Source organism: Melioribacter sulfuriphilus, from assembly GCF_052656625.1.
Genome location: NZ_JBQXXK010000004.1, coordinates 114,068 through 135,795 on the forward strand (window position 1 = coordinate 114,068; position 21,728 = coordinate 135,795).

The 21,728-nt window shown below is 34.1% G+C and carries 21 protein-coding genes; 2 read left to right on the top strand and 19 right to left on the bottom strand.

Annotated elements, in window-relative coordinates; translation table 11 throughout:
• Positions 1–2: 2 nt before the first annotated feature.
• The 16 genes from ACUN8G_RS06105 to ACUN8G_RS06180 form a co-directional block, all read right to left on the bottom strand.
• Entirely contained in the window at positions 3–443 is a 441-nt protein-coding gene (locus tag ACUN8G_RS06105; RefSeq protein ID WP_437346489.1) for a MerR family transcriptional regulator, read from the bottom strand.
• Between the two features lie 230 nt (positions 444–673).
• Complete coding sequence (locus ACUN8G_RS06110) at positions 674–3,358, bottom strand: hypothetical protein (protein WP_437346488.1); 2,685 nt, start codon at positions 3,356–3,358, stop codon at positions 674–676.
• Positions 3,351–3,734, bottom strand: a complete 384-nt coding sequence (locus ACUN8G_RS06115) for a QcrA and Rieske domain-containing protein (protein WP_437346487.1) — start codon at positions 3,732–3,734, stop codon at positions 3,351–3,353. The genes ACUN8G_RS06110 and ACUN8G_RS06115 overlap by 8 nt, the downstream gene beginning before the upstream one ends.
• A gap of 16 nt (positions 3,735–3,750) precedes the next feature.
• Complete coding sequence (locus tag ACUN8G_RS06120) at positions 3,751–4,356, bottom strand: NTP transferase domain-containing protein (protein WP_437346486.1); 606 nt, start codon at positions 4,354–4,356, stop codon at positions 3,751–3,753.
• A 47-nt stretch (positions 4,357–4,403) separates the two neighbouring features.
• A complete protein-coding gene (locus ACUN8G_RS06125; protein WP_437346485.1) occupies positions 4,404–4,970 on the bottom strand; it encodes a hypothetical protein in 567 nt (188 codons plus the stop codon).
• Positions 4,971–5,039: 69 nt separating this feature from the next.
• On the bottom strand, positions 5,040–5,624 hold the full coding sequence (locus ACUN8G_RS06130) for a hypothetical protein (protein WP_437346484.1): 585 nt from the start codon (positions 5,622–5,624) through the stop codon (positions 5,040–5,042).
• The gene (locus ACUN8G_RS06135) at positions 5,614–6,306 is read right to left on the bottom strand and encodes a ribonuclease H-like domain-containing protein (protein WP_437346483.1); all 693 of its coding nucleotides are present in this window, start codon (positions 6,304–6,306) and stop codon (positions 5,614–5,616) included. The genes ACUN8G_RS06130 and ACUN8G_RS06135 overlap by 11 nt, the downstream gene beginning before the upstream one ends.
• 39 nt (positions 6,307–6,345) lie before the next feature.
• A complete protein-coding gene (locus ACUN8G_RS06140; protein ID WP_437346482.1) occupies positions 6,346–7,377 on the bottom strand; it encodes a threonine aldolase family protein in 1,032 nt (343 codons plus the stop codon).
• Positions 7,361–9,001: an apolipoprotein N-acyltransferase gene (gene lnt, locus ACUN8G_RS06145; protein WP_437346481.1), complete on the bottom strand. Its 1,641-nt coding sequence runs from the start codon at positions 8,999–9,001 to the stop codon at positions 7,361–7,363. The genes ACUN8G_RS06140 and lnt overlap by 17 nt, the downstream gene beginning before the upstream one ends.
• Before the next feature lie 20 nt (positions 9,002–9,021).
• Positions 9,022–9,627 carry a DedA family protein gene (locus ACUN8G_RS06150; protein ID WP_437346480.1) on the bottom strand — a complete coding sequence of 202 codons (606 nt, stop codon included), beginning with the start codon at positions 9,625–9,627 and terminating at the stop codon, positions 9,022–9,024.
• Positions 9,627–10,115 (bottom strand): 2-C-methyl-D-erythritol 2,4-cyclodiphosphate synthase, encoded by a 489-nt coding sequence (gene ispF / locus ACUN8G_RS06155; protein ID WP_437346479.1) that lies wholly within the window; start codon positions 10,113–10,115, stop codon positions 9,627–9,629. The genes ACUN8G_RS06150 and ispF overlap by 1 nt, the downstream gene beginning before the upstream one ends.
• On the bottom strand, positions 10,115–10,387 hold the full coding sequence (locus tag ACUN8G_RS06160; RefSeq protein ID WP_437346478.1) for an acylphosphatase: 273 nt from the start codon (positions 10,385–10,387) through the stop codon (positions 10,115–10,117). Before ACUN8G_RS06160 ends, ispF begins: the two co-directional genes overlap by 1 nt.
• 10 nt (positions 10,388–10,397) lie before the next feature.
• Positions 10,398–11,327 (bottom strand): DMT family transporter, encoded by a 930-nt coding sequence (locus ACUN8G_RS06165; RefSeq protein WP_437346477.1) that lies wholly within the window; start codon positions 11,325–11,327, stop codon positions 10,398–10,400.
• On the bottom strand, positions 11,317–12,228 hold the full coding sequence (era, locus tag ACUN8G_RS06170) for a GTPase Era (protein ID WP_437346476.1): 912 nt from the start codon (positions 12,226–12,228) through the stop codon (positions 11,317–11,319). Before era ends, ACUN8G_RS06165 begins: the two co-directional genes overlap by 11 nt.
• 170 nt (positions 12,229–12,398) lie before the next feature.
• Positions 12,399–12,899, bottom strand: a complete 501-nt coding sequence (locus tag ACUN8G_RS06175; protein ID WP_437346475.1) for an anti-sigma factor family protein — start codon at positions 12,897–12,899, stop codon at positions 12,399–12,401.
• Positions 12,896–13,477, bottom strand: a complete 582-nt coding sequence (locus ACUN8G_RS06180; protein WP_437346474.1) for an RNA polymerase sigma factor — start codon at positions 13,475–13,477, stop codon at positions 12,896–12,898. Before ACUN8G_RS06180 ends, ACUN8G_RS06175 begins: the two co-directional genes overlap by 4 nt.
• Before the next feature lie 111 nt (positions 13,478–13,588).
• Here ACUN8G_RS06180 and ACUN8G_RS06185 point away from each other — a divergent pair, with 111 nt between their 5' ends.
• The gene (locus ACUN8G_RS06185) at positions 13,589–13,963 is read left to right on the top strand and encodes a DUF6249 domain-containing protein (protein WP_437346473.1); all 375 of its coding nucleotides are present in this window, start codon (positions 13,589–13,591) and stop codon (positions 13,961–13,963) included.
• A 1,418-nt stretch (positions 13,964–15,381) separates the two neighbouring features.
• Positions 15,382–17,115: a sigma-54 interaction domain-containing protein gene (locus tag ACUN8G_RS06190; RefSeq protein WP_437346472.1), complete on the top strand. Its 1,734-nt coding sequence runs from the start codon at positions 15,382–15,384 to the stop codon at positions 17,113–17,115.
• Between the two features lie 624 nt (positions 17,116–17,739).
• Here ACUN8G_RS06190 and ACUN8G_RS06195 read toward each other — a convergent pair.
• Genes ACUN8G_RS06195 through cydD form a run of 3 tightly spaced genes read right to left on the bottom strand, consistent with a single transcriptional unit; the run spans position 17,740 to position 21,709 of the window.
• On the bottom strand, positions 17,740–18,168 hold the full coding sequence (locus ACUN8G_RS06195; RefSeq protein ID WP_437346471.1) for a NifB/NifX family molybdenum-iron cluster-binding protein: 429 nt from the start codon (positions 18,166–18,168) through the stop codon (positions 17,740–17,742).
• Between the two features lie 53 nt (positions 18,169–18,221).
• Positions 18,222–19,976, bottom strand: coding sequence for a thiol reductant ABC exporter subunit CydC (gene cydC, locus ACUN8G_RS06200; protein ID WP_437346470.1), 1,755 nt, complete (start codon positions 19,974–19,976; stop codon positions 18,222–18,224).
• Positions 19,973–21,709 (bottom strand): thiol reductant ABC exporter subunit CydD, encoded by a 1,737-nt coding sequence (cydD, locus tag ACUN8G_RS06205; RefSeq protein WP_437346469.1) that lies wholly within the window; start codon positions 21,707–21,709, stop codon positions 19,973–19,975. Before cydD ends, cydC begins: the two co-directional genes overlap by 4 nt.
• Positions 21,710–21,728: the final 19 nt, after the last annotated feature.

Sequence of the window (21,728 nt, forward strand, 5' to 3'; positions counted from 1 at the left end):
TGTTACCTCGATATCGATTTAATCAATTCTTTTATTTCACCGCACTGGGTGTACTTATTATATACATCACATTTTCTGCAATCCTTTTCTGCGCACATTGTACGTGGATGCGTTATATTCCAGCAAGGTTCCCCATGTGATTTATATGACTTGCAGTTCTGTCTATCTTCTTCAGAACAATTGACAATTTCCCAGCAAGGAATTAAAGAATAAATGCTCTTAATTCCGTTAATACTAATTTTAGAATCGTTGATTGCTTTTCGAATACATTCAATTCTTTCGATATCAGCTTTTGAAAAGAGGCGTTGTTTCGATTCTTTTTTATATGGAATAATCAAACCTTCTCTTTCGTACATTCTCAATGTGTGAACCGAAATGCCAATTATTTTGGCAGCTGTACCTATCGGAAAAATTGGTTCGTACCTGTCTATTTGCTCAATCATTTTTTTTTCTAAATAATCTATATTTATAAATATCAATAATCTTGCCATTTATAAATATGCTGTAGTTAGATTTTTAGATATAGCTTTTGCCGTAATTAAGAATTTTTGATATTAAGGAATTCTGAGTTTGAGAAATAAAAGACCTTTGCTCTTTTTATTCTATTTGAGTAGCACCCGAATTGATAATGCGCATAATTTCTTCGAGTTCTAAATTATCACAAAGCTTTCAGTTAATTGGGTATTATGCATTTCGGCGAGATCTGCTTGAGCAGGGCATCGAAATCTTCAAGAGATTTTTTCATTATTTGGGAATCGGATGAATGGCAAGTCAAACATGCCCCGACTTTTAATATTTTCTTTTGCTCTTCGAGATTAAATGGACGATAATTTTTCCTAGTCGTAGCAACTAACTTCGGCTCGGCTAAGAATGCAATCCAGGCGTCCTGCGGTAAATTATCATAAACAGAGGAGGCATACAAAGGAGAAAATTTCCATTTACCCGACTTGCTAAGTTCTAATTTTCCCCTGCCGTAACCAATAGATAGCGGATTGAGATGGCACGATTCACAACTTCTGGATTCTTTACGTATGGTATGTGAAAAGGCAGGTGCATATAATCGCTTAAAAATAATTTCATCTTTTTGACTTTTGTTATCCCTGTCAATGCTTATAATCATTCCAGGCACAAATGTCGTTATCTTCTTACCATTCTTCAATTCGGCAACACCTAAAACTGGAGGTTCAGACAAATATTCACCTGCATGTTCGATCCATTCTCCTGAGGAAAACTTCTTTTCGAGGTGGTCATAGGCGCTTGAGCTTTTATCGTATTCGGTGTGACATCCAATACATTGCGTAGCCCATGATGTGTGGCATGTTTGACAATCGAGGTTCTTGTGAGCCTTATCCTTGATGCATTGTTTTAATGGTGGCAAAGCTTCCGCAATGTTACCATTTGCTTTCTTAATCAACATTACTTTACCGTTTTCCATATAAACATTCGGGATTGGTAAACTATTTTTCCCCGTAAGAAGATAGTTTTTCGAATTGTCAAAATTTCTCAGTTCAGAAATTTTTTGAGATTCGTAATCAAAGTTGTCTACCGTAACTGTTTTGCGCTCACCATTGTTATGACAGTCAAGGCATTGTATTTCGGTTTGAAGTTCTTTATGAGTGTAATAATTTCCGTCTCCCATTACTTCTGCAGAAAGATGACAATCGATGCATAAAAGACCTTTTTCAAAATGGACGTCTGGCAACATTTTTTTAAAGACCCTTCCATCTTTCAATTGACGCAGTTCGATAGGTTCATTTAATGTTGTTTCGTTTATTTCTGCCCAGCCTTCATAATTCGTAGAAATTCTCCCCGACCTTGAATGGCACCCAAAACAATTTTTGTTGCTATTTGGAAGTTTAAGTGTCGGATGAAATTTATTTATGAATCCGACTTTATTTTTAGTAAACAATTTTAATTCTTCGGCAGAATTCTTCGTATAACTCAGATGGCAAGCCAGGCATCCGCCTCCTCTCGATTCTTCGTCTATTTCTCCAAATTCTGTTTTTTCGTTGCCCAGGTGACACGAAGCGCATAAATTGCGGAGGTGACTTTCTGCTGGCGAAAATCCGATTTCCGAAATATGGCTTAGAGAATCAGGCGAGGTCGATTCATTAAAAACAAATTTATTTACACTTACCATCCCGCTTAATGTAGTCATTATCGAACTATTTACACGTCGTACAATGTCCGGATGGCATTGTGGAGAGCCGCAAGTAATCCCGGCGTTTGAAAGATTGCCTGGTATTAAAATTATATTTTCGTGGGCATCTTCTTTCTTTAAACTAAATGGATTGCCGCGATGGCATGAATAACAACCCAGTGCGGTAATGCTGTGCGCTTCGGAAAATCCTTCGACTTCGGAATGACATGAGATACAACTTTCATATCTATTCCCGACTTTGCTGAGCTTTTGGTATATCGTATCAGTTACCGAAAATAAATCTGTTAATGAAATAGGATTATTATAAGTGAAATTATATTTATCGTTCAAGGCGTATTCGAAACGCCAATTTTCCCCTCTAAAATAAAATCCAATTATCGAAAGTATTATATAAACGACGAAAAAAAACGCCAGCGTTTTTTTAAAAAAGAGATTGATTTTCTTATGAAATATCCGCTGCAGGTAAATTATCAGCAGGAAAGACACAACGAAAACCAGAAAAATTACTGGATAATTTAGCCAGTGCAAAAACTCCTGAACTCCCACCAGGTACCATGGTCCTTTAACAACAGGGTTAAATCCATCGTGTATTACAGGCGGTAAGATTAATGCGATTATAATAACAGATATGAGACTAAAAAAAATTGATTTTGACTGAGGCCAAAAACTTTTTACATGTTCTATTATAAACAACAGCATAAATACTGTTGCAGTAGCTGCATGGTTAATATAGAGTAGTTGCAGGTCGTCGAAACTGCCCATAAATAGGAATGATATTTGGGTACCAACTATTGGTATATTCTCGAGTAGGGTTTTAAATATGTTATGAGCTTGAAGACCGTCTGCGTCGGCCTTGAGTATAAAACCGCTCAACATTAGATATATCACGAGAATTATACTAAGCGTAAGCCTGAGCCACACATTTTTTGGCACTCTGTATTCAGTCGACAATCTCAAATGGTCCCAAAAATGAATTATGGTTAAGACAAGAAAAAATTGTGAACTCCAGTAATGGAGACTTCGTAAAAAATTAAAGCGGGGCAACAATAATATTTGAGTTACCGATTCGTACGGATTCATAACATCGTAAGGTATAGCAAGCAGTATACCACTTACTACTGCTATCAAAAACATGCCAAAAGCAAGCTGACCGAATGTAATTCCAAAAACTCTCAAATATTGTTTTTGTTCAGACATAAACGTAGAGTTTCTTCGTGTTTTTATCAGAGTGAATTACGAGTTTATTTAATGATTTGACAGCCGGTCCTTTAACTACCTCTCCACCAAAGTTATATTCGGAACCGTGACAATTGCATACAATTTTATTGTCGATATTTCTATTTAATAAACAACCAAGATGTGTACACCTTGCTTCAAATGCATTAATACTTTTACTCTGTTTAATTACGATAACATTTCCAATGAAATTGACACCTTCGTTCAATTCATCAGGAATAAATATCTTATTGACAGCATACCGTTTCCGTTTATCATCCACTACTAGAGCAGTCAAAAGTATTAGGAAAAGGCCGAAGATTTTATTTAACATTTTAAAGAATTTTCTTCTTGTCATTTTGATCTCGTATGATTCAAAATAAATTTTCGCGGACGTAATCGAGGTCCGTCTCTTTTTCTATTTCAAATAATAGGTCGCGGAAATAAAATTTTTCGAAACTGATGTCGACTATCTCCGCTGCAATTCTGTCGATAAAATTTTCAAAGTGAAACGTAAATTCTTTTTTCCCATCGTATAATTTCATGGCATTAATATTATCTTCTACGATTAGATTCAACAAAGGTAAAATGGATCTTGAATAAATTCCTGTTTGATAACAAATTTTATCTCCCGATGAGACCAACAGATTACCCTTTTTTGACTTCATGAATTTAATAAAACCATCAGTAATAAAGGGAAGCAAACAACTTGTCAAAAAAATCTCGTTAGCGTCGACTTGATTCAAGGCAGTGTAGATTGCCGATACCATCCCGAGTGCTTCGGCTTTGTTTTTTATTACGGAATAGTCATTATATATCTCCACCGGTGTTTTTGAAGCAATAATATCAACTTTTTCGAAATGCGATTCGAGGCGTGCGTGAATTAGATCCAACAAAGTGCTTTCGCCAATTTTAAGACTAATCGATTTTTTATGTATCTCAACGTCGGGTATGTAAATAAAGGCATTTTTAATGTTCATAAAAAACAAATATAAAAAGGCAAGACCTCAGCATGCATTCTGCGCCGTTAAATATGATGCCAGATAATTTCGTCTTTATTGAAATCGTTATTGTCGAAAGCTCCGTGCATCAGAATTTTTTTAATTTCTTCTTTGCTCATGCTTGCCGAGTCTTCCAGTTGTTCAAATAGTTCTCCAATATAACCCCGAATAATATAGAAATTACCCAGATCGAAAAAGTTGTTTAATATTGTTACGTATTCCATAATCTGGGAGAAGTCGAATTCACCCTCTTCATCACTTAAACCAAAAAGCTCTTTTTTCCAGGCAATAAAACTCCAGAAAACTTTTTTAGTAATATAAAGCGCATAATTTACTTCGGTAAGAGGAAAACCTTCTTTAAATCTTTCGGCACCTACCTTTTCGAAATATTTTTCGGCTTTGTCGTTAGAAGCACCAGTCTGAAGCCATTCGATTAAATTTTCGAATACCCGTTCTTCACGCGCTATTACTTCCTTTTCAGAAAGTCTTTGGTAGTTTTTCATCAGCTCAGTTTTCTTTATCTGTTCATAATAGGCATGTGAAATCTGTTGAAGATTTGCTCGAATAAAATCGATTATATTCGCAAAATTCATATTCCCCTCCTAATTTTTGCTTCAATATAATTGTTTTAATTTAGGAGGTCAACAGACACGGCTTAATGATCAATTGAAATTGTATTCCTTGTAGACAATATAAAGAGAATCTGGAACAGGATTTTGAATAAGCCACTCAGATCTCATTGCCATCTCAATTAAATCTTTCGTTACCTCAGAAGGTGACAGCGTCGAACTTATGATTTCGGTTTTAATTGGTTTGCCTTTATAATCAATCCAAAGCTTTAGCATCAATCTACCTTCAACTTTGATATTATCAGAAGGCACAATTTCGCTTATCTGGATTGGAGAAACATTATATGGATTATAATTGGAAGTTTTCTCATCCCTTTTTTCATTAGCAGCATTGTCGTATTGCGACATCTCAATATCCTCCAGCAATTCTAATTCTTCATTTATTATCCCAACACTCAAATTTACTTTAGCAGGTCTAAATAGAGAAACGTCTTTCCACTGCACAGTATGCGGAATTGAAATCAAATTTATAATACTATTGTCAGTAAAAATTACAGCAGTTTTCTTCTTCTTAAAAGAAGGGACTGAAATAAAAATAATAATAGTTATAAGTAAACTGATAGAGAGTGCAATCTTAAAGTTTTTTGAATACTCTTTTGTCAAATGTTTATAGTTCATCGGCTAAAAAATTTTTCCATATTTTATAAAGCTCGAACGTTGCTCGTACATCCCTGCTACAGTAAGAAGCAATTTCTTTTATTTTACCAGCACGATATAATTCGTTTATTTCCATCCCTGTAATTCCTCCATCTTTCGGAGAATTTATCCCAAATGAATGGCAGTAAAAATCGAGGTTGAATTTTTTTGTTAGTCCATAAAACGTAAATTGTTCCAGGAGATCGACGTGCAATTTAGTATCGTAGCGGCGTGAAATAAAATTTCTGGTGGGTTTTATTCCGAGCATTGCTGACCGAAGCATTAAGAAAGGGATATCGAATGACCTTCCATTAAAAGTAATAACGCCGTCAACTTTATGAACATAATTCCAGAAAGTTCTGAGCATTTCATTTTCGGTCATACCTTTATAATTAACTGTTCCATCTTCATTATGCCATTCTTCATTTTTTTCCGATTCAAATAAAATTTGAGAATGCTCCGATACGGTATTCAACATACCGATAACAATAACTTTTGCTGTGAATGGATAAAGATTCAGGTAACGCTTAGCTTCCTCGATTTTTTCCGATCTTAAAATTTCATCTTTTTCCTGCTCAGCATATCTTAGAAGAAATTCCTGTTGTGATTCGCCGAGGCTTTCAAAATCGTAAGCGGTAGTTTCGATATCGAATACGAGGTTCATATTTCGACCTCATAATTTCGACGTTAAACTAACAAAATATCAGGCAATCTGCTCAATAATTTTTGCGGCTTCTAAAATTTCTTCGCCATCAACATCCATATGCGTTACGGCTCTAATTATTCCGACCTTCCCAGTTCCAAGTAACAGACCTTTTTCTTTACATTTTAAAATAAAATCTTCAGCAGATAATCTAAGTGGAGAAAACATAACAATATTTGTTTCAACAAGCGAAGTATCGATTTCTATAAATTTATTTTGCGCTAAAAGTTCTGCAAATTTTTTGGCTTTGAGATGGTCTTCTTTTAATCTTTCGATATTATTTTTCAAGGCATAAATTCCTGCTGCTGCTAAAATTCCGACCTGCCGCATTCCCCCGCCCCAGGCTTTGCGAATCCGGAAAGCTTTCTGGATCGTATCTTTTCTACCTGCTATAATTGACCCAACAGGAGCGCCCAGACCTTTGGAGAGGCATACAGAAACGGTGTCGAAATACGCTGCATATTCCGATGGTTTTATACCTGTTTCCACGTAAGCATTCCATATTCGTGCACCGTCAAGATGCATTGACAGATTATATTTACGCGCAAGTTCGGAAATTGATCTAATATTTTCAATCGGGTTAATTGTTCCACCAGCTCTGTTATGCGTGTTTTCAATTTCGATAACTCTGGTGCGAGCCATATAATAGGCACTTTCCGGACGTATCAGAGGTTCAATTTGGGTAGCAGTAAAAATTCCCCGTTTATCACCTTCAACAAGAGATAGTTGTAATCCACTAAGAGCCGCAGGCGAACCCGATTCGTACTGAAATATGTGGGAATCCTTTTCACAAATTACCTCGTCGCCTGGATTAGTTAATACATTCAAACAAATTTGATTCCCCATCACACCACTCGGCACAAATAGAGCGGCTTCTTTACCCAGTAATTCTGCCGCATATTCTTCTAATGAATTAACCGTAGGATCTTCTTTGTAAACATCGTCGCCCACTTCGGCGCTGCACATAGCTTTTCGCATTTCTTCAGAGGGTTTTGTGACTGTATCGCTTCTTAAATCAATTACTTTTTTCATTTTTGATTACCTTTTTTATGATAAACAATATAAATGTAAATCCCGAGATTAATGATGCAATCGTAGGAAACAAAAGTGGATATCGTGTAAAGAAAGTTACATCGTTACGTAGTTCGGCATTGCCCGTTAAATATGTCCTTTCAAAAAGGTTGGTTTGAGATACTGTTCTTCCAAGCGGGTCGATAATACAACTTATTCCGCCGTTAGCAGCTCTTACCAATGTACGTCTGTTCTCAACAGCTCGAAGTTGTGCAAATTCTTTGTGCTGAAAAGGACCGCTTGAATAACCGTACCAGCTGTCATTCGTAACAACTACGAGCAATTCTGCACCTCTGTTGACAAATTTTGAAACAAAGTAAGGATAAATCGATTCGATACAGATTACACCTGCAACTTTCAAAAATTTATTGGCTTCGAAAATTTTAATTTCTTTACCTACATTCCAGCTCGATATACCGACCTGCCATGTAACAAATTTACCGAGTAGTGGTAATTCCTCGAGAAACGGAACTCTTTCTCCAAAGGGCACGAGCATAATCTTAGCATATTTTTCTGTATGATTGGTAAAAGGGGCAAAAAACAAAATCGAATTATAGGAAGTGTATTTAAGTCCGCTTGCAGTTTGTTTTGCATCTTCGGGTATATTATTCTTTGTCAAAAAGAAATTTATATCCGGCATACCTGTCATTAAATAGACATTATTCATGTCGCAAAATTCGTGTATTTTACTGACCTCCTTTTCATAGTTTCCCGATAAAAGATAAACCGGCAGTGCAGATTCCGGCCAGATGATTAGTTTTGCATTATCCTGAACAGCCTTTTCCGATAATTTTAGATAGATTTGCAATTGCTCATCGAGATTGCCGGCTTCCCATTTTTTCCACGGATTGAGGTCTGGCTGGATTAATCCAACTCTTATTTTCTTACTGGAAGGCTGGTAAGTTTTAACTTTCAAGGTGCCATAAATAATTACAAAAATAAAAATGAGCGACGCTGCTGTGGAATAGTAGATAAATAATTTTTTATTTCTTTCTCTTTCCTGAATCGACAGATAAAGAAAAACATTTATAAATAATATGATTAATGTCAATCCGTATGATCCTACAATATCTGCAATCTGAATAAAGTAATTGAATTTTACAACACTATTTCCAAGTGAAAGCCAGGGAAATCTGAGATCGGTAATCGAATAGAGAAACTCGAACTCCAACCAGAACAAAGGAAACAATAGAAGAGATGTTTTTTTACTGAATACCTTTCTTGAAAAATAATAAAGTGTGGAAGGGATAAGATAGAGCGCAGGATTGACAAAAAGCAGTAGTAGCCCAGAAATCATCAGAAAGGGGTCGGCTTCTTTTGTCCAGCTACCTACCCAGTATAATGTTATTAAGCTGAAAATGAAATTCATTAAATAACTTATTCGATTAATTCCACCGAGAGTATACCGATTTTCGATTACTTTGAAGTACGGTATAAATGCAAAGAAAACAAATACAGGCGCCGGCAAGGGTGGAAAAGACAATCCAAGCAATAATCCAGCAAGAATTGCCAGAAGTCGTTCTTTTTTCAGTGTAGATTTTTCTTGAGGAATAAGAGCTTTTCTATACTTCGGAAAAAATTTCATAAGTCACTAATCCTGTTGGGTTAGTTTTTCTTTTTTCTATTAAAATAAACCACTAAGGCTGTAGCGACAATTATAAACGTTATTATTAATCCAACATTTGAATATGTGTTTAATATTCGATCGATAAGTTCGACATTATTTCCTATTGTATATCCCAGTATGGCAAGAAAAATATTCCACAACAAAGAACTTACGAAAGCATAGAGGATTGTTTTCAGGGGTTTTAGTTTATGCAGTCCTGTAAAAAAGCTGATAACAGCGCGAGTACCCGGTAAAAAGCGGTTTATTAAAATTAACTTATAACCGTATTTATCGAACCACCTGTCGGCTTTATCGAGTGATTCTTTTTTTATAAACTTAAATCTACCATTACGAATAACACTGTCGCCCAGTTTTCTGCCGATGTAATACATAGTAATATATCCGATGCCACTGCCGAAGCTTGTAATAACTACGAGCGGCAGAAAATCTATTGTATTGTTTACGATCAGAGTAGCAGCAAACACAACGGCGAAATCACTTGGAGATGGAGGAAATATATTCTCTATAAATCCGAATAAAAACATGAAAAGATAAATCAAAGTGGGGTCGAGCGCGGCAATGTATGAAATAAATTCTTCGAGCATTAAGATTCTTTCCTTGTAAGAAGAACAGTGGCATACGCGGCAATACCTTCTCGTCTGCCTGTAAAACCGAGTCGCTCGGAGGTTGTTGCTTTAATCGATATACGGTCTGCATCAATTTTCAGTACCGACGCAATTTCGTTTTGCATAAGCGAAATATAAGGTGATAGCCTGGGTAGTTCTAATACAAGTGTCGAATCGATATTATTCACAACGTAACCTTTATTTCTAATCAATACGTTTGTTTTATCCAGTAAAATTTTGCTGTCAATATTTTTATAATCATTACTTGTATTTGGGAAATGCTTTCCGATATCTCCCAGCGCAAGTGCTCCCAGCATGGCATCGCAGATTGCGTGTAGTAGAACATCCGCATCCGAATGCCCTTCCAGACCAAATTCGTAAGGAATGACAACTCCCCCCAGCACCAATAATCGGTCTCTCGAGAAACGGTGCACGTCAAAACCAAATCCAATTCTGTAGTCTTGCACTAATATCTTATCTCGAATTTTGTGAATTCATTATTAGGTTCTAACCATTTGATTGCAGCACTTTTAACATCCGACATTGGTGGTCCAATCTTAAGTGAATTGAACAATTCTTCTATTTTATATTCCTCCCCTTCTACAACTGTGAGTACCTCGCCTGTATAGAGATTTTTTACGTATCCTTTCAGTCCAAGTTTTTGTGCATGGCGCAATACAAAATACCGAAAACCAACGCCCTGTACGAGTCCTTTAACAATAATTTCGGCTCGCTTCATTTTTTTACTATTATTTTCCTGTGTTAAAATAATAATCGTAGACTTCAGATATTATCAATCCGCTGAATATAAAAATACCGCCAGCGATTCCAAAATTAGTGATTTTTTCATTGAGTATAAAGTAAGCAAATAGAGCCGCAAATATCGGTTCAAATGAATAAATAATCCCTGCTTTCGTAGGGCTTACTTCTTTCTGAAATCTTGTTTGCAATCCGAAATTTACAAACGTAGCCAGCACCGACGTATACAGAATTCCGTTAATCAAATTGCCGTTAATATTTAAATAGAAAGTTTCAAAACTAACGGTGTGAAAAGAGATAGCAGCTAACCAGGCAAGGAGAGCAACTGTAATCAACTGCGAAAGAAAAAGAAGCCAGAAATCGTGGCCAGGCGAAATGATGTCCATATAAACTACATGGAGCGCAAAAAATAGAGCACAGATTAATGTTAAGTAGTCGCCCAAATTAAAATCCTGTCCAAAATTTTCCAGAAAACTTGACGGAGTAGAGCTTCCACTTGACAGAAGAATAATTCCGAAGAAAACCAGTAGTGTGCCTATCAATGCTCCTTTTGTCGGTTTCTTCTTTTCAATTAATAATTGCAAAGGAGGTATCATTACAACTAGCGAACCGGTAATAAATCCCGATTTGGTAGCGGTAGTATATTTAAGTCCGACTGTCTGAAAAGTAAATCCGAGAAAGAGAAAAATCCCAAGCACAAAACCAGAACGAAATGCTGAACTGCTAAATTTGTAACGTTTGTAGAGAAGTAGAGTAATTACCAATAAGGATGCTATGGAGAATCTCAAAGCAATGAAAAGCATTGGGTTGATATCGTTTATAGCTTCTTTTACAATGACAAATGTACCACCCCATATAATTGTCATCAACAAGAGCGCACCTTCGCCTAAAAAATGAGCCGGGGTAAATTTATTTTTCATCTGGCTTGTTATAACCGAATAATTTGAGCATTTGAGGATTGGAACGCCATTTTTCTCTCACTTTTACGTAGAGTTCGAGATAAACTTCCCTGCCGAGGAAAGCTTCGATAGCCTCTCGGGCTTTTTTGCCAAGTTTTTTTATCATCTCGCCTTTCGCACCGATTATTATCGGTTTTTGAGTCTCTTTTTCAACAACTATCACTGCTCTTATGTAATCTTTGGCATTCTCACGTTCTTTGAATTCTTCAATAACAACTTCCGTACTATAAGGAATTTCCTCCTGATACATTTCAAAAATTTTCTCTCTGATAATTTCGGAAACGAAAAATCTTTCGCTGGCATCGCTCAGCTGGTCGTCTGGAAAATACTTTGGATGTTCAGGTAAATATTCAAGGATTGAATCGATAACCGTTTGAAGATTATAATTTGCCGTAGCTGAAATCGGTATTATTTTTTCGAACATATCATTTTTTTCCAGCTGCCTTATAAGAGCTTCAACTTCATTTTGGGAAACAAGATCAATTTTATTAATAAGTAAGAGTTTTTTAATCGATTTATCTTTCAAAAGTTCATACACCCTTTCATCCGAAAGTGTACGTTGTCCCGTAGGATCAGTAGAAATATCGATCATAAACAACAACAAATCTGCATCTTTGACTGCTTCGATGATGTAGTCATACATTCTTTCCTGCAGTAAATATTCGGGATTCAGAATTCCCGGTGTATCCTGAAAGATTATCTGGTAATTTTCGGTAGACAAAATGCCAATAATTTTTTTCCGGGTTGTTTGGGGTTTATTTGTTGTAATCGACAGTTTTTCGCCTATTAATGCATTCATTAAAGTCGATTTTCCTACATTCGGTTTCCCGATAATCGAAACGAATCCTGCTTTTACGCTCATAGTACTCCTATTTTTTCTTGCAAAGATAATAAAATTTAACGACGCCCGGATGGCTTATTAACAATAACATAAGTGAGTCATTCAATAACAATTATACACTTACAAAGGGACTGTAAGCAGAAATTATAATAACTCAGTATGTAAGTATTTGGATAATCGGCAGTTGTGAATCATAGGTCTTTTAATTTTTTTCGGAAGCGTCGGTGAGTTTCATTCATAATATATAGAATAGTAAGGGCAATCAATGAAATCGAAGCACCCAGAAGATGGAATAATTTATTGCTGGCAATAAAACTCACTCCGTTGAATATGTCCAGTAATACTCCTGAGAGCATCTCGGTATTATTAATCGACAAGTAACTATAATAAAAAGAGACTGCGAGCACGCACAATATAAATATCAAAAAAAGAGATAATACTGACGGGGTAATAAAATCTTTCCGAACTTTTTTAATAGTTTTGTTCTTAGCGATTAAAATGGCAAATTTTTCAGTGAAATCACGAGGAGCTTTTTCGTAATCGACCTGACGCAAAAGTATATCAATAGCTTTAAGAGCTTTCAGTTTTTTAGCCGTCACTTCGTCTTTTTCCAGTAAATCATTCAATTCTTTTATTTTATTTGCATCGGCTGTTCCGTCGATATAATCGTTGAGTAATTCATCTATGTTCATAAAATTTCCTCCTGATAATTATGCTTTAAAAGTAAATCTCTGAGAATATTTCTGGAACGGTGAAGCAAAACTTTAGCATTAACAAGCGAAATATCCATTACAAGGCTAATTTCGTTGAGCGATAATCCGTCTATATAATAAAGAATGAGCACCAAAGCGTTCTTAACAGGCAATTTGTCGATTAGTCTCAATAAATAGTCCTTCGGATTTTCTGCTGTTGCATAGATTTCGCAGTCGTAACTGATAAGTTCTGGCATATCTTCGAGCGAAGTCATCTCCTTTTCGATCTTTCTTTTTCTGGAGGCAATAACGGTAAGTGCTGTATTATAGACAATTTTATAAAACCATGTCGAGAAACTGGCTTCTTCTCTGAACTGCTTTAAGTATTTAAATGCTTTAAGAAAAGCGTCCTGAAGCGCTTCCTCGGCGTCCATATCGTTCTTCAGCATCCGCTTGAGCAAATTAAAAGCCCTGTCTTTGTATCTATCGACAATCATTGTATAATCGGCAGTGTTACCCCTTTTTACCGATTCAATTATTTCTATGTCGCTTAGATTTTTCATCACGTATTTAGACATAAACTGTCTGCTGAGAGGTTACAATTTATTACAATAATTTTTTGTAACCTTTTAATTATTAATATATGTCAAAAGGGGTAGAAATAAAAAACTTTAAATACGGAGGATAAAATGGAAGGTACAATTGCTTTATTTATACCGATAATAACTGTTATAGTAACAGGATTGGTAATAATAATGTATTTCTATTTCCGTTCTAGGGAAAAGCAATTAATGATAGAAAAAGGACTTTCATACGAACAGATGATAGAATTAATGCGCTATCAAAAACACGGATACGGTTTATTAAAAGCCGGAATTATACTGATATTTTTCGGAATCGGATTAGGCTCAGGAATGCTTTCAGAAAATGCAACCAATACAAAGGAATGGATACCATTTATGATTTTCGTAATGACAGGGTTGGGTTTTGTGGTAGCATATATAATTGGAAGGAAATATGAAAAGGCTGATAAGGACAACGAGAATGGTAGCACAGGAAGTTAAAATAAAGTCATTTTTAATGACTGCCTGAAAGCGTATTGGAGAGTTTTTTACTCAAAGTATTATTAGATAACAATTTCCGAAATTCCATATTTCATTTATGATACGAAGAACATAACCCAATATTTTAAGAAGGTCTCTAAAATTCACTAAGTTTCGTTGTGGGCTTTGCAGTTTTATAAAATGAACATGAAATTTTATTAGTAGATAATTTCGATTTTAGTCTGGAAACTATTGGTATAACGGAAAAGAAATTATCACGAATTTAACGATAGAAAATTAAGTTTCAAATACAGCATTAATTCTGTTTTAATTTCTCTAAATATCGTTCACCTTCGCTTTGGTTGTATTTACCCTCTTGAGGAATAAAACCTTCTATCGTAAAAAAAAAAAGAGCAACTGAGTTTTAGTATTGTATTAATAATAATCTGTAACAACTTTTGAGTTTATTAAAGATTTATTTATAAGACACTTTTCATCAGTAGCTCTCTAATTGCGTTCAATTCAATTAGCTGAGCAATCTGTGTGGTTTTAATTCTCGAATATCGTTGACAGATTTACAGTTACTAAATTCGTGTCGATTATCATATAAGTTAAAAAAACCGAGATCTTTCTGGTCCATATTTTATTCGTAGTATAATATCCTTCCTTTAATTTGGTAAAAGGCCAATGTTTCATCAGTATTTATCGTTGTGATTATCTTTTTAGATTATTCTGATTCAATTAATAATCGTTGCTTTCAATTCTTATCATAGCATGTATTCTTTAGTTAAATATTTGCTTTGGTGATAATTGCTTTAATAAACTCATTTAATAAATCTCCTCTATTCGGTTCTTACAATTTATAGTTAATATACCCCTATCTATAGTTCATTATTTTATCCCTCAGAATAAATTGCCATAGCTCCATCACAGTCTTTTAACTTTAATTTTGTTAATATTTCTTAGGTTTTTGATTTTTCATTTTTGTTTCGTAGAATTTCACTGCTTGTGATTATTTTGAATTTTCTCTTTTTTTTAACTCAGGAATCCCATTTTCATTAGTGCATCAAATACAGTAATATGCATTTTCTCACCTACCAGAAGCAATGCTCGCATTAACATAATTGGCCTTCATGCCCAGTCTAAGTTTTCTTAAGTGTAATGGATAGTCTGCATTCTTTTGTTTCTTAAAATGGTTATTCTTCAGCTTGTCCTCAGATATTTCGAATTTTTTCTCAGTTATTAATTCTTCTTAATCTTTCATTTTGCATCTTTTCATTATATATATCTCCGATGTAATATAACATAGATTCATTTTTTTTGGATAGAATGCAGAGCGAGATGATAATTACGTTTGCAATATTGTATTAATTATTGCACACTCATTGCTCTATTGCATATTAATAATTATAATTGCAATAACATTTAAAGGTAGTAGAATGTCAGATGTCCAACAAATAATTGACAGGAATAAAGAGACATTAATTATCCCCGACGGAATAATTGTAATTGGTAGGGACAAAAATATTATTGTTTTTAATGAGGCAGCATCACGTATAACCGGATTTTCTGAAGAAAAAGTAATTGGAAAAAACTTTGAATTTTTATTCAAAAAAAATACTGATGAAAAAAAATTTATAATCAATGCACTTGAAGAAGATTTATCAATCAATAATCTTTCAATTAATATAACCGACATAAAGGGAAATATTAAAAATGTCTTGGCATCTATCTCTCCTATTAAAGTTGATGGAATTGTTTTAAGTGTCGTTTTTGTTTTCAGAGATACAAAAGAAATGCTATCCTTAGCAGAAGAAATAAATAAAAAAACCTTTGAATTAATTGATCAAAAGAATAAACTGGACGCGATTTTTAACAGCAGTATTGAAGGTACATTTACAATTGATAATGATTGGACTATAACCTCATTCAATAGATCTGCTGAAAAAATAACCGGGTATAAAAAATCAGAAGCATTAGGTAAAAAATGTTGGGATATTTTTAATTCATCAATCTGCCGCAATGGATGCCACATGGAACAGACAGTCAAAAAAGGTAGAGCAATGGTTGGGAATGAATTAGAAATTGTTCATAAAAATGGAAGAAAAATTCCAATAAGAGTTAATTCCAATATCTTAATAAATAGCAGAAATGAAAAAATCGGTGCTATTGAAACTTTTATTGACATTTCAGAACTTAAAAATTTATCCGCACACTTAAATGACTTTTTTAAATTCGAAAACATTGTCGGAAGAAATAAAGAGATTAAACAAATTATTTCTGTACTTGAAAGTGTCTCTCAGACAGATTCTACTGTTTTAATTACGGGTGAAAGTGGTACTGGAAAAGAATTAGCTGCACGTGCCATACATATTAATAGCTTAAGAAGAACAGGACCCTTTATTGCTGTCAATTGCAGCGCATTTGTTGAATCACTTATTGAAAGTGAATTATTTGGACACGAGAAAGGTGCCTTCACCGGTGCAATTAAAACAAAAATAGGAAAATTTGAACTTGCGCAAGGCGGTACTCTATTCCTTGATGAAATTGGCGATCTATCAATTCCAGTTCAAACAAAACTTTTAAGAGTTTTAGAAACACGAGAATTTGAAAGAGTGGGCGGTAATAAATTAATTAAGATGGATGCAAGAATAATTGCAGCAACAAATAAAAATCTTTTGGAAGAAATCAATGCCGGAAGATTTCGTGAAGATTTATTTTACCGTATAAATGTTATTAACATTCATCTTCCTCCTTTACGTGAAAGGATGGATGATTTGCCTCTATTAATAAATCACTTTATTGAATCTTTTAATAAAAAGTTCAAAAAAAACATAAAGCAATTTTCATCATCTGCATTTGATATTTTGATGGAATACAATTGGCCTGGCAATATAAGAGAGTTGGAAAATGTTATAGAGCACTGCTTCATCCTTTGCAGTGGTGATATAATTCAAGTCGAGCAATTGCCTAAAAGATTGAGAGAACAAAGATCTAAAAAGTCAAATACTTATTTACAAAACTACCAGAAAGGATTTAAAGATGCCGAAAGGGAATTGATTATTTCCACTCTGGAGAAGAATAACTATAATAAAACTAATACCGCCAAAGATTTGAACATTAACCCCTCAACACTCTGGCGAAAAATGAAGAAGCTGGGGATCAAAGGATAATAACTTTTAATTCAGTTATTTGACATAACTTCTAATTACTGAGGAGCTTGTTATTCAACTAAAATTATCTCATAGTTAGTTCAATAAGATTTAATACTATAACAGACAATTTTGGATTTCAATCCTATGCAAGTTGAGTTGAAATACACTTGATAATTTTTATAAACTAATTTCATTCTAATTAATAGACTTAGAGCGTTCTTTCACATAATAATACTTCATGAGCCAATGAATAAAATACCTCCTAATATAAATGCATGTTTATAATTATCCGGTTATGAAAATCCAACTAACTTTTTCTTTAGAAATACAATCAAAATAAAAAGACGTGGTGTAAATTCATCTAAAAAATAAATGATATTTCAACTACTAAAAAAGCGGCTACCCTTAATTATATCCCGGCAACTAAATATTTTTTCTTACAAGATTATTTAAGAAGCAGCGAGGGTAAATAATTTGGGAAATCAGTGGAACTCCAATCATAATAGCTGTCAAAGTTCCAATATCCATTTGACTTCCACCTGCAAACAAAATCAGACTGGGCAGCACAGAGTTCTTATCAGTAAAGGTCTTAGCTAACGAAAGCCAGAATGCGTGCCCGATAAATACAAATATTATCCAACTTCATTCATTGTGATTATGACGTCCTCTCCCTTGATGCTCGCCATCGTGATGGTGTCTGCCGTGTTCTTCTCTATCTTTACCGTGTCCAATACTTCTTTTTGCAGTCGGTTCAGTCAATTGTTGTAATTCACCTTTGAGGAATTTTTCAATCGCATCCTGAACGGACATTTTTCTTGCAAGATATACTTTGCTTTTGGGAGTATTTATAATTTCAAATGCATGCGGTCCAATATTCCCAACGATAAATGCTTCTACACCTTTATCTAAAAACTCCTGAAGGTTTTCGTGTTTGTGCCCCTCATCAACATTTTCGAAAGCTTCGGAAGTTTTTGTATCAGTGTTGTAAAGTATAAAATAATTAGCGTGCCCAAACCTTTTTGCAATTTGGCTATCCAGGTTATTTCCGTCAGCACCAAGTAATATTAACATATTAAAACCCATATTTTAATTTTAGTATAACCATGAGATGCAAAGAATAGATTTTAGATGCTGTAAAGTTTCTCTTTAACCAACATTTGATTTTGCATTAAATACAGTTTTTCATAAAGACCTTTTTTGTCTAATAATTCCTTGTGAGAACCCTTCTCCACAATTTTTCCTTCTGAGAATACCAGGATTTGATCAAACATTTCCATTTGAACAAGTCGATGAGTAATTAAAATAATTCCATATCTGCTCCGAAGTTGTTTCATTGTTTCAAGAATTTTTCTTTCAGTAATATTATCAACTTGCGAAGTGATCTCATCAAGAACTAATATTTTAGAATTACGTAGCAGTGCCCTTGCTAAAATCAGTCTTTTGCTTTCTCCACCACTTAACTTTTTGCCAAGTTCACCAATATTTGTGTTGAGCGTATCAGGGAGACTTTCAACGAAATCTAAAAGTTGAGCCTGCTTTAAGACGCTGTATAACTCTTCATCTGTTGCATTATCTTTTGATATCAAAAGATTTTCTTTAATTGTACCAGTAAAGAGATGTACTTTTTGTGGAACGACAGCAATTATCTCTCTGACTTTTTCTGCAGAAATATTCTGATAAGATACATTACCAAGGTAAATCTCACCGCTATCGTATTCCCAGAGTTTTGTTAATAAATTTACAATTGTTGATTTACCGGCTCCACTTGAACCTACAATTGCAATCATTTGATTTTGCTTTAATTCAAAAGTAACATTTTTGATAACATCTTTTTTTCCATCATAAGAAAATGAGATGTTATCAACTGTTAAATCATAATTCTTAAAATCATCAACATAATTGAAAGCAATTTGCCCTTCAGTTATTTTTTGCTCTGTAATCTCAAACAACCTTTTTGCCGATTCAACGCTTTTATTTAAAAACTGGAAGGCAAGTGGAATTTGAAATACAATTTCAAAAGAAGCCATAATGCCAATTGTGATTACAGATAAATATACGCCATTTAAATTTCCTGCTGTTACATCAGGAATTGATGCATAAAGTAAGGCGAGAACCGTTAAGTTCATTGACAATCCTGTTAAACTTTCGTGGAGGCCTTGTATCAAATTCATTTTATATTCTGTGCTCAATAATTTATTCTGAATTTCGTTGAATTCTTTCTTCCAGCTTTCCTGCTTATCGTAAACAAGAAGTTCTGGTAAGCCCTGCAAGCTATCAACCGAAATATCCTTTAGCTGAGATTTTAGTGAAACAATTTTTTCTCCTAAGTTTTTACTCAATAAATAGGTTAATAAAGGTATTCCAATTGCACTGCCAATAAACATCGATAAAAAAATAATCGAATATCTTATTTGAAAAATGCTGAGTAAGGTGAACATTAAGATTGCAGTAGCAACAAAAATAAATGGGGGTGAAATTACCCTGACAAAAATGTGTTCAAGATTTTCAATATCTTCAATTGAACGTGAAAGCAAGTTACCTGTTGTAAAATCGAATTTCTTTGATGGAACAATCGGCTCTAATGATTTGAAAAACCATACTCGTAATTTTGCAAGAAGTTTGAAGGTAACTTCGTGTGAGATGTATCTTTCGAGGTAACGAAAAACTCCGCGTGAAATACCAAAAAATCTTACTCCAACTATTGCGACTTGTAATTGATAGATTGGCGTTTGAATTGCGGCACTTGCAATTATAAATGAAGAAGTCATCATTAACCCAATTCCACTTCCGACCGTAAAAAATCCCATCAACGCTGCGAGAATCATCCAGTATTTATATTGATTAGATAAGGATAATATTTTCAGTAATGTTTTGATCATATCTTAGTATTATGAGAATTAAAAAGATTTTTATAGTAAGAATGATTATCTAATAACTCATTATGTGTACCGATTCCTACAATTTTCCCATTTTCCAACAAAACAATTTTGTCTGCCTTTAAAATTGTATTCAACCTGTGAGCAATAATTATTACAGTTCTACCTTCAAACAATTTGTACATATCATTCATAATTTCCTCTTCAACAATTGGATCAAGATTCGCGGTCGGTTCATCGATTAAAACAAGTGGTGAATTTCTTAGATATGCTCTTGCAAGTGCGATTCGTTGAGCTTCTCCACCACTTAATTTTGAAGCATCTTCTCCAATTCTTGAATTATAACCGTCTGGTAATGAAGAAATTAATTCATCGATCCTTGCTTTCTTAGCCGAAGCAATTACCTCTTCGTAAGTCGCATTTTGCTTCGATAGACTTATGTTTTCATAAATTGATTTATTAAACAGATGAGGACTTTGTGGCAGAAAGGTTAAATTTTTCCTCCATTCTTTTGGATCAATTTCAGAAAGATCGAAGTTTCCAATTTTAATGCTTCCTTTTGTTGGTGAAATAAATTTTAAAAGAAGATTAATTATTGTTGATTTACCAGCTCCGGAATATCCGACTAATGCTGTTACTTTAGTTGGTTCTATTGCAAACGAAATATTATCAATGGCGTTTACGCTTCTGTCGGAGTAATTAAATGATACGCTTTGAAATACGATTGGCAATTTACTATCATAATAAAACTGATTCCGAAGCGGATATGATTTCTGCTGTCTTTCTTGTGATTTTATAATTTCATATATCCTCTCAAAGGCTGAAACACCTTCCATTCCAGCGTGATAGCTAACACCAAGTTGTCTAAGCGGCATATAAAACTCAGGTGCAATAATCAAAATGAAAAGAGCATCTGCAAAATTGAAGTTGCCGTTTAACAGTCGCAAACCTATTGCAACGGCAATTACTGCCACACTAATGGTTGCAGTCATTTCAAGTACAAGCGCAGATAAAAATGCAATGCGTAAAACTTTCAGCGTTTTGATTCTGAATATATTGGATATCTCTTCAATTCGTTTCAGGATGTCGTTTGTTTTGTTGAAAAGTTTTAATGTTGGCAATCCTTGCAGTACATCAAAAAAATATGCACTCATACGGCTTAATGTTTGCCATTGTTTTTTATTCATCTTTTCTGCGATAGAACCGATTAAATACATAAACAAAGGAATTATTGGGGCGGTTAGTAAAAAAATTACTCCTGTCAAAATATCAAGAGGAAATACAAGAATTAAGATTAAGAGCGGAATAAAAACCGATAGAAATATTTGTGGTAAAAATTTAGAAAAGTACTCTTCTAATTTATCAACTCCCTGGATTAGTGTGTTAGTTATTTCACCGGTTCTCTCGGATTTTAATTCAAGTGGTCCAATTTCTTCGATGGCTGATATTATTTTTTCCCGAAATAATTTTTTTATAAAAGCTATAACTTTTGACGAAAATAAATTTTGCAGCCAGAGGAAAATTGATTTAAGAAGCGAAACAATTAAAAAAATGATTAGAAATATTCTTACATCATAGAGAGTTTTATGTATAAGGAAAACATTATTGATTGTTCTGCTTAAAAGAAAGGCTTGACCAATGGTTGATATTGATACGAATAATCCTAAAATAATTATTGCAAGAAAATTAATTCGGATTCCTTTAATGAAGGAATAAAGAGTTTTATTAAAATGCATCAAATATTTATTGAAAAGT

Bases quoted from the DNA above. Each gene is read 5' to 3' on its own strand.
- ACUN8G_RS06105 (WP_437346489.1), bottom strand. From the start codon at position 443: ATGATTGAGCAAATAGACAGGTACGAACCAATTTTTCCGATAGGTACA.
- ACUN8G_RS06110 (WP_437346488.1), bottom strand. From the start codon at position 3,358: ATGTCTGAACAAAAACAATATTTGAGAGTTTTTGGAATTACATTCGGT.
- ACUN8G_RS06115 (WP_437346487.1), bottom strand. From the start codon at position 3,734: ATGACAAGAAGAAAATTCTTTAAAATGTTAAATAAAATCTTCGGCCTT.
- ACUN8G_RS06120 (WP_437346486.1), bottom strand. From the start codon at position 4,356: ATGAACATTAAAAATGCCTTTATTTACATACCCGACGTTGAGATACAT.
- ACUN8G_RS06125 (WP_437346485.1), bottom strand. From the start codon at position 4,970: ATGAATTTTGCGAATATAATCGATTTTATTCGAGCAAATCTTCAACAG.
- ACUN8G_RS06130 (WP_437346484.1), bottom strand. From the start codon at position 5,624: ATGAACTATAAACATTTGACAAAAGAGTATTCAAAAAACTTTAAGATT.
- ACUN8G_RS06135 (WP_437346483.1), bottom strand. From the start codon at position 6,306: ATGAACCTCGTATTCGATATCGAAACTACCGCTTACGATTTTGAAAGC.
- ACUN8G_RS06140 (WP_437346482.1), bottom strand. From the start codon at position 7,377: ATGAAAAAAGTAATTGATTTAAGAAGCGATACAGTCACAAAACCCTCT.
- lnt (WP_437346481.1), bottom strand. From the start codon at position 9,001: ATGAAATTTTTTCCGAAGTATAGAAAAGCTCTTATTCCTCAAGAAAAA.
- ACUN8G_RS06150 (WP_437346480.1), bottom strand. From the start codon at position 9,627: ATGCTCGAAGAATTTATTTCATACATTGCCGCGCTCGACCCCACTTTG.
- ACUN8G_RS06160 (WP_437346478.1), bottom strand. From the start codon at position 10,387: ATGAAGCGAGCCGAAATTATTGTTAAAGGACTCGTACAGGGCGTTGGT.
- ACUN8G_RS06165 (WP_437346477.1), bottom strand. From the start codon at position 11,327: ATGAAAAATAAATTTACCCCGGCTCATTTTTTAGGCGAAGGTGCGCTC.
- era (WP_437346476.1), bottom strand. From the start codon at position 12,228: ATGAGCGTAAAAGCAGGATTCGTTTCGATTATCGGGAAACCGAATGTA.
- ACUN8G_RS06175 (WP_437346475.1), bottom strand. From the start codon at position 12,899: ATGAACATAGATGAATTACTCAACGATTATATCGACGGAACAGCCGAT.
- ACUN8G_RS06180 (WP_437346474.1), bottom strand. From the start codon at position 13,477: ATGTCTAAATACGTGATGAAAAATCTAAGCGACATAGAAATAATTGAA.
- ACUN8G_RS06185 (WP_437346473.1), top strand. From the start codon at position 13,589: ATGGAAGGTACAATTGCTTTATTTATACCGATAATAACTGTTATAGTA.
- ACUN8G_RS06190 (WP_437346472.1), top strand. From the start codon at position 15,382: ATGTCAGATGTCCAACAAATAATTGACAGGAATAAAGAGACATTAATT.
- ACUN8G_RS06195 (WP_437346471.1), bottom strand. From the start codon at position 18,168: ATGTTAATATTACTTGGTGCTGACGGAAATAACCTGGATAGCCAAATT.
- cydC (WP_437346470.1), bottom strand. From the start codon at position 19,976: ATGATCAAAACATTACTGAAAATATTATCCTTATCTAATCAATATAAA.
- cydD (WP_437346469.1), bottom strand. From the start codon at position 21,709: ATGCATTTTAATAAAACTCTTTATTCCTTCATTAAAGGAATCCGAATT.